Here is a 13,611-nt window from a genome sequence, read left to right as displayed (position 1 = left end):
GAAAAACTAGTTATTGACTATAACACATAAATACCATATAATGACAATAAAGGTATTTAATTGAATTTGAGAGCTAGTGGCGTAGGAATGTGGTAAAATGTGTCTGGTAAGGTGGGAAGTATATTGAGCGATGTAGAGCGGATTGCGTCTTTGGAAAAGCAACTATCAGATTTAGGGTATCGTTCTTATCAAATTGATGAAATCTATCGAGAAGCGGTAGGTACCAGTATTATTGCAGGACTGTCTCACGAACAGTATCAAAGTATCACAGAGGCTATGCAAGAATATATTGCTTTTGCTAGCAAGTGTCTTAGTCGAAATCCATAAATGGTTAAGGTTCTACCTCTTGCTGGTAGGACCTTTTCTAGTTTAGTTGCATCAATATGATTCTGGGTGATATTATAGTGGTATTGGATGCTGCCGTAGTGTTTATTCTATTTGTCATAATAAGAAGGGGAACGACCTAATCTATGGTATAATAAGGATATATCTTGGTAAACACATTGACTAGGAAACGTATAATCAATAGGCCAATAGGCGCAAAAGGGAGAAGGATTGCAGATGAAACTTATTATTCTTGCTGGTGGCGGTGGCACACGCTTGTTTCCATTATCTCGCACCTGTATGCCGAAGCAATTTTTAAAACTTGGAAATTCTGACTCGTTGTTAACGCAAACTGTCAATCGTTTTCAGCCTTTGTTGAAACCGTCAGACATTGTTGTCGTAACTAATAAAGAATATACTCATCATGTCAAGACTGAGCTGGCTACTTGTGGCGCAAGCAGCGCGCATATCCTGCTTGAACCGGTTGCCCGTAATACGGCCCCGGCGATAGCGTTAGCGGCGCGGTTTTGTCAGGACAAGCTGGGCGCAACTGCAGAGGAAGTACTATTTATTACGCCTGCTGACCATATTATTCAGCCTGTTGATATTTTCATTAAAAATGTACGGCAGGCTGTTGAACTGGCGGCGCAGGATAAGGTGGTTACCTTGGGCATTAAGCCTGATAAGCCGGAGACCGGATATGGTTATATTAAGGCAGGTGAATCTCTTGGCACTGCTTACCAGGTAGACTCTTTCCGGGAGAAGCCTGACAAAGAAACGGCCAAGCAATATCTGGCTGCAGGAAATTATTATTGGAACTCGGGTATGTTTGCCTTTACTACTGGTCGTATCATGCAAGAATTTCACGAGCATGTGCCGGAGATTTATCAGCTGGTGTCAGCTCCATTGGTGGAAGTTATCAGGAATTTCGACAGTATGCCTAGTATTTCTATTGACTACGCGGTAGCCGAAAAATCGTTGCAGGTGGTTATGGTGCCACTGACTGCCAATTGGAATGACATTGGTTCGTGGGATGCCATCTATGATGTGTTAGCAAAGGACCATTCCGGCAATGCTCTCCAGGGTGATTGTCTGCCGATTGATTGTTCAAATACACTTATGCTAGGGCGTAACCGCTTAATTGCAGGTATTGGTTTGGAGGATGTGCTGGTTGTTGAGACCGATGATGTTATTGTGGTTGCTAAGCGGGGTGAATCGCAAAAGGTCAAGGATGTGGTTGCTGAACTCAAGGCTCGCGGGCGGCGCGAGGTGGATGAGCACACGACTATGTACCGGCCCTGGGGCAGCTATACGGTCTTGGGTGAGGGCACTGGCTATAAGATGAAGAAAATTATAGTGACGCCTGGCCAGCAACTCAGTCTGCAACTACACTATCACCGCAGTGAGCACTGGATTGTTATCAGTGGTACGGCGAAGGTGACTATTGGCGAGCAGGAGCAGATGGTACATGTAAACGAGGGTGTCTATATTCCGCCTTCTACCAAGCATCGACTGGAGAATCCGGGGAGGATACCGCTGGAGATCATCGAGGTGCAAAACGGCAGTTATCTTGAGGAAGATGATATTGTTCGTTTTGACGATGTGTATGGGCGGGCGTAAATGATAATCCTAATCCCCCAGCTATGCTGGGGAGAACAGAGTAAGCAGAAGCGTTACTGCGGGTGAACTAAAAAACCTCCTGTGTTAGTATGATACTGGTGTCGCAAGCCAATATCAGAGAACATAGGAGGTTATCCAAAATGGACAGTTCAAGCTTATCACATACAAAATGGAAATGCCAGTATCACATAGTTTTTATACCGAAGTACAGAAGGAAAGTTCTGTACGGAAAAATAAGGGCGGATGTGAGAGAAATATTAAAAAAGCTCTGCAAATACAAAAATGTAGAAATTATTGAAGGAGCAGTATGTGCTGATCATGTACATTTATGCGTAAGTATCCCGCCCAAATTGAGTGTAGCAGAATTTATGGGATATTTGAAAGGGAAGAGTGCGTTAATGATATACGATGTACATCCAGATCAGGGGAGTAAGTGGAATAGAGCATTTTGGGCACGAGGCTATTATGTAGCAACAGTGGGAAATATCACGGAGGAAGCAATTAAGAGATATATACAAGAACAACAGGAAGAAGCAAAAAAAGAAGAAAAGAACTAAAAGAGCCTCTTTCAGAGGCCGATGGTAACAATGCTTGCGATACCCGCCTTTTAGGCGTAGCAAGTAATCAGCCCTTACAGGGCTAATAACAAGCCACCACTTGAAGTGGTGGTCGTATGACTAGACTTGCTATGATATAATAAAAGTACAAATTAATGCAATAGGTGCAGTAAGGAGGTTTCCAATGAGTGAGGAACGTTTTGACCGCATGGAAAAAATGATGGCTCAACTTATTCAAATGGTAGGCCATAATAATGCGGTTACCGAGGAACTGCGTCAGGATGTTAGCGGACTTAAAAAAGATGTTGCTGGATTGCAACAGGATGTTAGCGGGCTTAAAGAAGATGTTGCTGGACTGCAAAAGGATGTTAGTGGGCTAAAACAAGCTGTTGTTGGCTTAAAGCAGGAGATAGCCGATCTTGATGCTAAACTGGAGAAGGGGTTTGCCGATATTGTTACGATGGTTAATGTACTTGGTGAAAAGGTGGACAAAATAGAGACAACACAAGATCATCATGGAGACATGCTTGATGTATTAGCGGTGCGTACTACTCACCAGGAAGCGGAAATTCAAGGATTAAAGCGGGCAATCTAATTCACTTGGTGCCGGATTTTTGGCGCATTATCAACGGAGTTTTTTACTTACATGGGTGTAAATGGGTTCCAACATTTCGATAAAGTCCGGAACATCCGGCCAGTCTGATGGTTTGCCTAGGTGATGCAGCAAGTGGCAAGGGACCGGGGCAACATCGGCGGCAGGGACAAGTTCGGTGAGTTTGTTGTCAGTCTGCCAAAAGTTCCGGATGACTTCAGCAAGGTCAGGGGTTGCTGGTGACTTTGCCGGTAGTAGACTGTTTGGCAGTTGTGATAAGACGGCTTGTTGTAATGCGTTTCGTTTGTTCATTAGGTCGGTCAGCAAGGAATCACTGGTTTTACCACGCAGTAGAAAGATGATAAGAGGATCTTTGGCGAATTCCTGACCAAGGATATAAAATATGGCGGCAATGTGTTTGCAGGGGTTGGCGATGTCCGGACAGGAGCAGGCTGTGTCAATTTCTTTTAGTGCTTGCGGGAAGAGCGCGACCCCAGCTTCTTGGAAGATGTTTTCAATATCTTCTGGCATTTCGCCGTTGATTATCGCGGCAGACAAAGCGGCTTGGCTGGCGATGGTTGTGAGGATTGTATCCCATATTTCACAGGGAAAGGCTTTTACCCGGATTTCTACCCGGTAGGGTTTGGTGCGTGAGCCTTGCACTCTGGCGGTGATACGGCTTTTGCTGATGTCGATGTCCAGGACATGTCCTTGTTGGGCATAACGTAAGCCGCGCTGTAGGCGGTTTCCCAGACCGTTAGCCTGGAGAAAATTTGTCCAGCGTTCAGACCAGTTTGACGATTGTGTTGAGGGATTCATATATTCTTAGTCTCCTTCTAACTCTGCTTCCCGTAATGTAAGGATGTTTTTGAGTTCAGGTGTGGACAGTTCATTAAGCCATGATTCGCCTGTGCCGATGATGTTTTCGGCCAGGCTTTTTTTGTTTTCAATCATGGTATCAATGCGTTCTTCCAGTGTTCCGGGGCAAATAAATTTGTAGACCTGGACATTCTTGGTCTGACCGATGCGGAAGGCTCGGTCGGTGGCTTGGTTTTCGACTGCCGGGTTCCACCAGCGGTCAAAATGGAACACGGTGTCTGCCTGGGTCAGGTTGATACCGACGCCACTAGCTTTCAGGGATAGGAGGAAAAAGGGCGGTGCGGTTGGATCCTCACGAAAGTTGGTGACAAGCTGGTCGCGTTCGTTTTGTTTGAGGCCGCCATGCAGAAAGGGAACTGTTACAGGGAATACTCGTTCCAGGTATTGCCGCAGCAGTTCACCCATCTGGGTGTATTGGGTAAAAATGAGGGCGCGGCGGTTTTCGCCTTGAAGTTCTTCCAACATTTCTCTAAGCCGAGTTAGTTTACCGGAACGGTTGTCGAGACTGCTGCCATCTTTTAAAAAATGTGCCGGGTGGTTACACACTTGTTTGAGTTTGGTCAGGGTAGCGGCGATTAGGGCTTTGCGAGTAAAAATGGAGGCTGCTTCAATTTGCGGCAGCATGTCCTCAAGGACGGCGGCATAGAGGGTGGCTTGTTCCTGGGTTAATGGGCAGTAGATTTTTGTTTCTTGTTTTTCCGGCAGGTCAGAGATAATGGTTTTGTCGGTTTTGAGCCGGCGAAGCAGAAAGGGCTTAATGATGCGTTGCAGAGTCTGTTGACGTTTAAGGTCGCCGTTTTGTTCGATTGGGGTGGCGTAGTGCTTTTTAAATTGGCCCGGTGTTCCCAGGTAGCCGGGATTGAGGAAATGCAGGATAGACCATAGTTCGCTTAACCGGTTTTCCACAGGCGTACCTGTCAGGGCAATCCGACAATTGCTGTTAAGTTTATTGATACTGATGGTTTGTTTGGTCACGGCGTTTTTAATGTTCTGTGCTTCATCTAAAATGACGTTGTCCCAGGTAAGTGTGCTCAATAGTTCTTCATCCCGGAGGGCAAGGGAGTAGGTGCTAATGACAACAGCGGTGGCTTGGGCGGCCTGTATAAAGTTGTCGCCAGTCAGCCGGTTGCTGCCATGGTGTACCATACATGTAAGGGTAGGCGCAAATTTGGCAATTTCTCGCCGCCAGTTGCTGATAACTGATGTCGGGCAGATTATTAGAGTGGGTGCCAGGCGGTGTTCGGTTTGTTTATTATGCAGCAGGTAGGCGATGATTTGGACGGTTTTTCCAAGTCCTATGTCATCGGCCAGGCAGGCTCCTAATCTCAAGCCGCGGAGGAAGCAAAGCCAGGTCATGCCGCGTAATTGGTAAGGTCGCAAGGTTCCCTGAAAAGTGGGCGGGGCAGTGAGTTCAGGGAGGCTTTGCTGTCCGGTAAGGCACTGGAGGGCGGTTTGTAGGTGTTCGGTGGCCTTGACTGTGATGGAGGGCGATGTGACAGGTTCAACTTTTTCTTCAGGATCTAAGTCATCGCTAGTAGTGCTGTATCGCAGCAGGCTACTCAGTGAGATAAGGCCGTTGGTTTTGCTTTGATTTCGCAGCATTGTCAGTGCGGCAGCAGCTTGGTCAGGAGAGATTTCCAGCCAGCGGCCAGCCATTTGCACCAAGGGGAGTTTGTGGGCAACGATGGTCTCTAGTTCAGCCAGGCTGATTTGGTGGTTGCCGACAACGGCCTCCAGGTTATAGGCTGTTAAGGCACTCAGTCCCAACAAGGAGTTGCCTGGTACTTCTTCGGCCTCTAGTATTAGTTTAATTGGGTTTATTTCTTTGCGCCACCAGTTGGGAACAATAACGCCAAAGCCAGCTTGCTTACAGATATTCGTGCCTTCATCCAGGAAGGTATACGCGGCATCGGTTGTTAGGTCTACACCGGTAGGGCAAGGCTCGTGCAAGGCGGTGGCGACAGGCGAAAAGATTTTGGAGGCTACAGCCAAATCGCGTAGCAATTGTTGCTGCAGGCTAGGGTTCTCCTGGTCTGCCCAAACGGTTCTGCAGGAATAAGCAGGCTGAGGTCATCAGCAGGTTGGATGAAAAAATTGAGTCGCCAATAGGCAGTTGCAGGTTCTTCCAGACGGAGACAGGTACGAAACGATTTTTTCTGTTCGGGGACAGTCCCAGGGCCTTGCTGCCAGTGTAGTAGTGACAGATAGAGTTGCTCTGCTTGCTGGGGGCGGGCCTGCAGGCAAAGGTTGTTACTTTGTGTTAGTAGTTGGAGCCAACTGCCTAGGGGTGGGGGTAATTTATCGCAACTGGCTTGTAACTGCCCCTTGTCATAATCAATGAGCGCATTTTTTACACAGCTATTTACCATGGCAGTGAAAAAACTGGATAGGATCTGTTTTTTGTCCGGACGGAGATAGTGCAGGCCGGTATGCGGGGTGGATTCATTGATGTGGCAGAAGGATTCAGGCATTGCCAGGGCAATGGGGGCAATAATATCATCTATTTCTTCAAGATAAGGTTGCCAGCAGGCTTGATACCAGGTAGTGGTGCGGTGGGTGTATTTGACCAGTCCGGGCACATAGTTTTGTTCCAGAATCAGGCACTTAGTTAAGGCGGTGATGGTTAAGAGGTAAGTAAAGTCGCTTCCTAGCAGGACATTAGGGGGTGGCGCAGCAGCAATTTTGATCAGCAACGGGAGTAAAGCCGCTGTTTCGGAGGCAGGGAAGGAAAGCCCATGCAGTTTCCAGGCGCAGAGGGTTATTGCGGTTGTCTCTGCTATGGGGGCAGCGCAGTGGGTAAGGCATTGGGGAGAGGGAAGGGGGCTGGCTAAGCTGGAGGGGCAAAATAGGACTGCTTCAGCAGCCAGGCTGTGAGAGATAACAGAAGTGCTGTGGCTGCCCAGGTAATTGGCAAACAGGTTGAGTAGATCTCTAATTGGTGCAGCGAATGGATGGAGCCGGAGTTTTCCGTTGGTGTTGGACAACTTCTTTACGGGCGGGTTGGAAAATTTTTCCCGGGATTCAGCCCAAAGAAATAACCATGGAATGGCGCCGTTATTTTTTCCTTTAATCCAGGCGGTGTGTAAACGAGTTGTATGAATTATTGACCTTAAAGCGTGGTTCCCGGCAGGAGTATCCGAAGCCACTGTTTTTGTTTGAACTGGGTCGGCTTAAGGAACAGTTTGAGATGAAGTGGGACGAGTATCAGTTTGAGTTTGGTTTTCCCCGTAAGCAAGAGAAGGCAGTAACTATTGTTGACAGCCGCGGACGGGAGAGTCGGGTTAGTAGTCTTACTATCCATAAGGTGGTTGAATAGTCATGATTTTTTATGACAGGGACTTGGCGGCGCTGCAAGCAGGCAAGCCGCCCTACAGTCCGGAGTGGCTACAGGGATTAACGCTGGGGCGTGAAGTGTGGCTGGACACTTTTAACCGGCATTATTTGCAAAATTATATTGTCAGCGGCGGTAGTAAGGTTAAGGTGTTGGTGGGCAGTCAAGGTGTTGGCAAAACTCATCTGTTGCACTGCGTAAAAGCTGATGCCCACAGTCTGGGGTATGCTGTGGTATATCTATCGGCAAGGGAGATGGCTTGCCGGATTAATGATTTGCCTAATTTGTACCGGAGTATTTTTCAGGGAATTGAACCAGCAGTGTTGGTTAAAGGGTTGTGTCTTCAGGTAGCGGAACGGTTAGGCTATGGTAAAGATCGTTATCAGGGGGCGGGTAGGCTGCTGCCACTGTTGATTGAAGACGGGCTTGCACGCTATGATGCCGAAAGGGAAATCCGGAATGCGGCAGTCAGGACGTTTCGCGGGACCGATTTTGGACCATCGTTTGTTACGTTTGCTTATACTACGGCCTATGACGGGTTGACAGCCGGTCTGGATAATGACTTGTTTCAGTTGCGGCTGAAATGGCTAGCTGGCGAAAAACTGGATAAGAAAGAGCAGCAGGAGACTGGACTGCTGGAACAACTAAAACGGGTAAATGCCCGGTATTGGCTGAATTCACTGATTAGGCTACTGGAACTGGCCGGTATGCCCGGACTGGTGGTGTTGATTGACGATTTGGAGGCCATTACCGAACGGGTACCGGAAACTGGCAGGTTTCGCTATACACCAAATGCTACAAAAGATACCTGTGAGCTATTTCGCCAGATGATTGACGATGTGGAATTGCTTAATGGATTGTTGCTGGTTTTGTCTGGTCGGCGGGCGATTATTGACGATGAACGGCGTGGGTTTAAAAGCTATGAAGCATTATGGATGAGACTGCAGACCGGACTGGTACCGTCAACGCGATTTAACCCGTTTGCTGATGTTGTTGATGTGGATGCCCATTACGCTGCAATCGGCGACGATTTTCCTGAACGGTTATCGACCCGTTTGTCGCAGTTTCTTAAACAAAAGGGCTTTGAACGGCGCTACCGGGAGGATCTTCCGGATACTTCACAGGAAGGTGCGCTGCGGAGAACGGTAATGGAGAATGCATTGCTGGCGGTGAGGAGTGAGGAAACCCATGGAACGATATGATGAAAGCAGGCTGAATGCTGTACGTGTGGTAGAATCACTCAGAGCCGGTGTTCCTACCCGGATTTCAACGCGTCGGTTACCTGATTTGCGTCAAAATCTTACAGATTCTATCAGGGCTGATTTGCTTACTTTTTCTGAAGGGCGCATTCCACGGGGACGGATTGTTTGGGGACAGTACGGTCAGGGCAAGACACATGTATTGACAAGTATGGAGCATATTGCGCTTGATATGGGATTTGCGGTTAGCATGGTTTCCTTAAGCCGTGAGGTATCCTGCCATAACCTGTTGCAGTTTTTCGGCAGGGTTGCACCGCGGGTTCGAACACCGGACTCAACGATTATGGGAATTGAGCGAGCGTTAAGTGCAGGCAGTATTGAGGATGTAGAGAGTAGTCTGGTGCTAGAACCGGAGCGATATGTCCATCCTCTGCCTGCCTTGGTGTTGGAGGATTTTTTCTATACCAGCGGTGAAGAGCAAAACCTATTATATGGTGACCTGACTGGGATCAGACTACCGATGCCTGAATTAAAGCGTATTCACCGGGCCGCCCGCCAAGTAAGTTTTCCCAAGCTGCCGCCGTTTAGGGTTGGTGAACATGCTGGCGCGTATTTCGGGGTAATGGCTGATGCCATTCGGCTGTGCGGCTACAATGGCTGGGTTATTCTGATTGATGAATTGGAGCTTGTCGGACGGCTGAGCACGCTTGGACGGCTAAAGGCATACCGCAATTTGGCGTGGCTGCTGAATTGGGCTGAGTCGATGCAGTACCCTATTTATACACTGGCTGCCGCCGCTACCCGTCTGCAGGATGATATTTGGTATGGCGGCGGTAAGGATGACCGGACGATCATGCCGGCGATGGCCGATGCACGTTTTGGCGAGGCGGCCAGGCGGGACATGGAGATTTTCTTTGACCGGGCGATTGGCAGTGACAGTCCGGTGGTGGCTCCGGTTGGCGGGGATATTCTGATGGAAATGCTGGACGCTCTGGCTGATGTTCATGGCATTGCCTATGACTGGATTCCTGTGCTTGATGTAGAGGCGCTGGTTGCCGAACTTGGTTCTCAGCCCATCCGTACCTATGTTCGGGCGGCCCTGGAAGCACTTGACATAAGATATATCTATAATGAAAATGTGAAAATGACGGCGACAGAATTAACAGAACAAGCTTTGGAGGAAGAGGATGATTTTTTGAGTGAGGCTGGCTGTGAATGAGGAAGCCAGCAAGCAATTTACAGCTTGAACGCTAAAAAATATTCCTGGCAGCTAGGCTGTACAGGAATATTTTTATCTGGTGTAGTATATAGTATATGGTTGAGAAAAAGAAAGGGCGGGGTCACAATGGAAATTAAACGGGCTGCTTTTAAAGCGTATGATATTCGCGGGAAGGTTCCAGAGGAACTGAATGAGGCAATGGCGTATCGCATTGGACGTGCCTTTGTCGATATATTTGCGGCCAAAAAAGTGGCTGTTGGTAATGATATTCGGTTGTCAGGTCCTGCCTTTAAAAGCGCAGTAATTAAAGGGCTTACGGAAATGGGGTGTGATGTTGTTGATATTGGATTGTGCGGGACCGAGCAGATTTATTTTGCTACCGCACATTTAAAGCTGGACGGCGGTATTATGATTACGGCCAGCCATAATCCTAAGGACTATAATGGCATGAAGCTGGTGCGGGCAGAGTCCAGGCCAATCAGCGGTGACACTGGTCTTAAGGAGCTTGAGGAACAGGTGGTTACTGGTGAATTCCCGCCTGTTAGCAAGAATATTATTCCTGGGACGGTCACTTATGTAGATATTCTAAAAGATTATATTGAGCACTTACTCACCTATGTGGACAAGGCTGCGTTTAAACCGCTAAAGGTGGTTGTAAATGCCGGTAATGGTGGCGCTGGGGCCGTGATTGATGCGCTTGAGCGGTACCTGCCGTTTGAGTTCATTAAAGTCAACCACCAGCCTGACGGCAATTTTCCTAATGGGGTGCCGAATCCTTTGTTGATTGAGAATCGCGAAGTGACTGCCAAGGCAGTGCGTGAGAATGGCGCTGATGTTGGTATTGCCTGGGATGGAGATTTTGACCGGTGCTTTTTGTTTGATGAAAAAGGGAACTTTATTGAAGGGTATTATCTTGTCGGCTTTTTGGCACAGGCTTTTCTGCAGCGCCGGCCTGGGTCCAAGATTATTTACGACCCACGCCTGACTTGGAACACGATTGAACTTGTGGAGAAAGCGGGCGGGATTCCGGTGTTATCTAAAAGTGGTCATGCTTTTATCAAAGAACGGATGCGTAAGGAAGATGCTGTATATGGCGGGGAGATGTCGGCCCATCATTATTTCAAGGACTTTTCTTATTGTGACAGTGGCATGATTCCCTGGCTCTTAGTGCTGGAGATTCTCTGTCGCGAGGGTAAGCCCTTGTCAAAGCTGATGCGTGAAAGAGTGGCTTGCTATCCGGTAAGTGGCGAAATTAATAGCACGGTAGTTGATGCTAAGGCTGTTATTCAACAGATTGAGGAAAAGTATACGCCGGGGGCGCTGAAGATTGAGCGCGTTGACGGACTAAGTGTGGAGTATGAAAAGTGGCGGTTTAATGTGAGGATGTCGAATACGGAGCCAGTGCTCAGGCTTAATGTAGAGTCACGATGTGATGTCAGGCTAATGGAAGAGAAGACCAGGGAATTGTTGGCGCTGATCAGGGGGTAGATTAAAAGAAGGGACTGAGAATATGTCTAAAGCTCACCCAAAAATAAAAAAGGCGATCATTCCTGCGGCTGGTCTGGGGACCCGGTTTTTGCCGGCTACTAAGGCACAGCCCAAGGAGATGCTGCCAATTGTGGATAAACCTGCTATTCAGTTTATTATCGAGGAGGCCATTCAGTCTGGTATTGAGGAAATCCTTATTATTACCGGCCGGAATAAACGGGCGATTGAGGACCATTTTGACCGGGCGATTGAGCTGGAAATGACGCTTAAGGCCCAGGGTAAATTCGAGCTTCTGGGGCTGGTGGAGGAGCTTGCGGAGGTTACGATTCACTATGTGCGCCAGAAAGAAGCCAAGGGGCTGGGGCATGCTGTGTTGTGTGCTAAGCAGTTTGTCGGGAATGAACCGTTTGCTGTGCTGCTTGGTGATGATATTATTGATGCCAATGTTCCTTGCCTCCGGCAGTTGATGGATGCCTATGACGACTGTCAGGGTACTATTCTTGGGGTCCAGGAAGTGCCGAAGCAAAAAGTATCAAGTTATGGTATTGTCAAGCCTGAGCTGGTGAAGGATAATCTGTGGCGAGCCGTTGATTTGGTAGAAAAGCCGATAATGGAGGAAGCACCGTCCCAGCTTGCTGTGTTGGGGCGGTATGTGATTGAACCGGAAATTTTTTATCTTCTGGAAGATACACCGCCAGGGCGGGGCGGCGAAATCCAGCTGACAGATGCGCTGCGCCGCTTGGCTGCTTTTAAACCAGTATATGCCTATAATTTTGAGGGGCGCCGCTATGATATTGGTGATAAGCAGGGGTATCTGGAGGCAACCGTGGAGTATGCCTTAAAACGTCCTGAACTTAGGGAACCATTTTTGCGTTATTTGCTGAAAACGGTGGGGCAGCTAGGGAAAGATTCTGCGGCGACAAAAGAAGAACAGTAAAATATAAGACTAAGGGAGGTTGGCATGGATAGGCAATCAGCAATAGTTACTTTGCCATCAGGGTTTTCTTTTGATTATAGTAATCTTTATGGTCAGGGATTTGTGACACAAGCAGATGTTATTGCTATCGCTGCCCGTATTAAAGCTGCTCACAAGGCGATTGAGCATATGCGGGCAACTGGTGAAATACGCGGCCATTTGTCTAAAGACGGAACACCTGAGAAAGTATTATTTAGTCAACTGCCATATGTAGAGGAAGGCAGGTTAAATAGTCCGGCCTCAATCGCCAGGCTTAAAGAATTTGGTCAGTCACTAAGGCATAAGGTGGATGCGGTACTATCTTTTGGCATCGGCGGGTCTTATCTCGGCAATAAGGTGCTGTTTGATGTGCACTGTGGTGAGTTTTGGAACAGTAAGAGCAGTGAGGAGCGACAGGGGTATCCGAAGCTGTATTTTAGTGGCAATAATATTGATCCTCGCCGGACGATGGAACTTGTGGAGCAGATTAAGGCTGAGGCGCAGAGTGTTATGCTGATCGTTATTTCTAAGTCAGGTTCTACGCTTGATACGATGTCGACTTTTATGGTGGTATACGATGCTCTTAAACAAGCAGCCCCGAATATTGCGCTGCAGGTGGTTGCTGTTACCGACCTGGCAACAGGCGCGCAGGAGACCTTGTTGCATAAGCTGGCTGGTGAGCAGGGCTGGCCGATGTTTAGCGTTCCTGAGGGGGTTGGTGGCCGGTTTAGTGTGTTTTCGGAAGTCGGACTGGTCACGGCGGCCTGTATTGGCTTCGATATTGACGGTTTTTTAGCCGGGGCCAGGGCGATGGATGAGGCCTGTAAGACAGAAGATATCTGGCATAATCCGGCCATGCTTAATGCGGTACTTAAGTACTTGGCGGCTGCTAACTATGGGCGGGATATTGAAGTATTTATGCCTTATGCCGACTATCTCAAGTCAGTTGCCGAGTGGTATGTCCAGCTATTGGCTGAGTCGCTAGGTAAGCGGACTGACCGCTCAGGGCGGGAGGTGCTCTACGGACGGACGCCGGTTGTTGCTGTGGGTACAACTGACATGCATGCCCAGACGCAGCAGCATCAAGATGGAAAAAAGGACAAGATTGTGCAATTTGTCAAGGTTGCTAAGTGGGCTAGCGACCCTGTGATACCAGATGCTTTCCCGGCAGCGGCTGCGCTGTCGGACATCGCGGGTTTACAGCTTAGTCAGGCCCTGGAAGCCGCAAGAAAAGCTAACGCGGCGGCACTTAGTGGTGATGGCCGCTTTAATGCCACCTTTGTGCTGCCGGAGATGAATGACTTTCATCTGGGTGAGTTGTTATATCTTCTGGCCTTATCGGTGGCCTATGAAGGCGAATTGGCTGATGTGGATGCGTTCAATCAGCCAGGGGTTGAAGCGTATAAGCGACTGCTGGGGCCGATGCTAAAAAAAATGTAGAAGGTGA

The 13,611-nt window shown here is 48.3% G+C and carries 13 protein-coding genes; 10 read left to right on the top strand and 3 right to left on the bottom strand.

Going from position 1 to position 13,611, the window contains the following annotated elements:
• Window positions 1-123: 123 nt before the first annotated feature.
• The 4 genes from AC1ECB_RS16945 to AC1ECB_RS16930 all read left to right on the top strand — a co-directional run bounded on the left by AC1ECB_RS16945 (window position 124) and on the right by AC1ECB_RS16930 (window position 3,096).
• Window positions 124-327, top strand: a complete 204-nt coding sequence (locus AC1ECB_RS16945; protein WP_485664873.1) for a hypothetical protein — start codon at window positions 124-126, stop codon at window positions 325-327.
• Between the two features lie 234 nt (window positions 328-561).
• Window positions 562-1,944: a mannose-1-phosphate guanylyltransferase/mannose-6-phosphate isomerase gene (locus AC1ECB_RS16940; RefSeq protein WP_485664872.1), complete on the top strand. Its 1,383-nt coding sequence runs from the start codon at window positions 562-564 to the stop codon at window positions 1,942-1,944.
• Between the two features lie 140 nt (window positions 1,945-2,084).
• On the top strand, window positions 2,085-2,501 hold the full coding sequence (gene tnpA, locus AC1ECB_RS16935) for an IS200/IS605 family transposase (protein WP_485664871.1): 417 nt from the start codon (window positions 2,085-2,087) through the stop codon (window positions 2,499-2,501).
• Between the two features lie 184 nt (window positions 2,502-2,685).
• Window positions 2,686-3,096 (top strand): hypothetical protein, encoded by a 411-nt coding sequence (locus AC1ECB_RS16930; protein WP_485664870.1) that lies wholly within the window; start codon window positions 2,686-2,688, stop codon window positions 3,094-3,096.
• Between the two features lie 30 nt (window positions 3,097-3,126).
• On the opposite strand, the gene AC1ECB_RS16925 is transcribed toward AC1ECB_RS16930, so the two are convergent.
• From AC1ECB_RS16925 to AC1ECB_RS16915, 3 genes are read right to left on the bottom strand one after another with little or no spacing between them, the layout of a single operon-like run.
• The gene (locus AC1ECB_RS16925; protein WP_485664869.1) at window positions 3,127-3,912 is read right to left on the bottom strand and encodes an SWIM zinc finger family protein; all 786 of its coding nucleotides are present in this window, start codon (window positions 3,910-3,912) and stop codon (window positions 3,127-3,129) included.
• A 6-nt stretch (window positions 3,913-3,918) separates the two neighbouring features.
• Window positions 3,919-5,976, bottom strand: a complete 2,058-nt coding sequence (locus AC1ECB_RS16920) for a DEAD/DEAH box helicase (protein WP_485664868.1) — start codon at window positions 5,974-5,976, stop codon at window positions 3,919-3,921.
• Window positions 5,955-6,665, bottom strand: a complete 711-nt coding sequence (locus AC1ECB_RS16915; RefSeq protein WP_485664867.1) for a hypothetical protein — start codon at window positions 6,663-6,665, stop codon at window positions 5,955-5,957. Before AC1ECB_RS16915 ends, AC1ECB_RS16920 begins: the two co-directional genes overlap by 22 nt.
• Before the next feature lie 398 nt (window positions 6,666-7,063).
• On the opposite strand from AC1ECB_RS16915, the gene AC1ECB_RS16910 reads away from it, so the two are divergent.
• The 6 genes from AC1ECB_RS16910 (at window position 7,064) to AC1ECB_RS16885 (ending at window position 13,604) form a co-directional block, all read left to right on the top strand.
• Entirely contained in the window at window positions 7,064-7,288 is a 225-nt protein-coding gene (locus tag AC1ECB_RS16910; protein WP_485664866.1) for a hypothetical protein, read from the top strand.
• A 2-nt stretch (window positions 7,289-7,290) separates the two neighbouring features.
• Window positions 7,291-8,505: a BREX system ATP-binding domain-containing protein gene (locus AC1ECB_RS16905; RefSeq protein ID WP_485664865.1), complete on the top strand. Its 1,215-nt coding sequence runs from the start codon at window positions 7,291-7,293 to the stop codon at window positions 8,503-8,505.
• Complete coding sequence (locus AC1ECB_RS16900; protein WP_485664864.1) at window positions 8,492-9,721, top strand: BREX system ATP-binding domain-containing protein; 1,230 nt, start codon at window positions 8,492-8,494, stop codon at window positions 9,719-9,721. The genes AC1ECB_RS16905 and AC1ECB_RS16900 overlap by 14 nt, the downstream gene beginning before the upstream one ends.
• A gap of 126 nt (window positions 9,722-9,847) precedes the next feature.
• Window positions 9,848-11,209 (top strand): phosphohexomutase domain-containing protein, encoded by a 1,362-nt coding sequence (locus AC1ECB_RS16895; protein ID WP_485664863.1) that lies wholly within the window; start codon window positions 9,848-9,850, stop codon window positions 11,207-11,209.
• A 22-nt stretch (window positions 11,210-11,231) separates the two neighbouring features.
• Window positions 11,232-12,146, top strand: coding sequence for a UTP--glucose-1-phosphate uridylyltransferase GalU (gene galU / locus AC1ECB_RS16890; RefSeq protein WP_485664862.1), 915 nt, complete (start codon window positions 11,232-11,234; stop codon window positions 12,144-12,146).
• 24 nt (window positions 12,147-12,170) lie between these two features.
• Window positions 12,171-13,604, top strand: a complete 1,434-nt coding sequence (locus tag AC1ECB_RS16885) for a glucose-6-phosphate isomerase (protein WP_485664861.1) — start codon at window positions 12,171-12,173, stop codon at window positions 13,602-13,604.
• Window positions 13,605-13,611: the final 7 nt, after the last annotated feature.

This window comes from Sporomusa sp. 246TCP1 (genome assembly GCF_057319775.1).
This window is presented reverse-complemented; position numbering and strand designations above follow the sequence as displayed.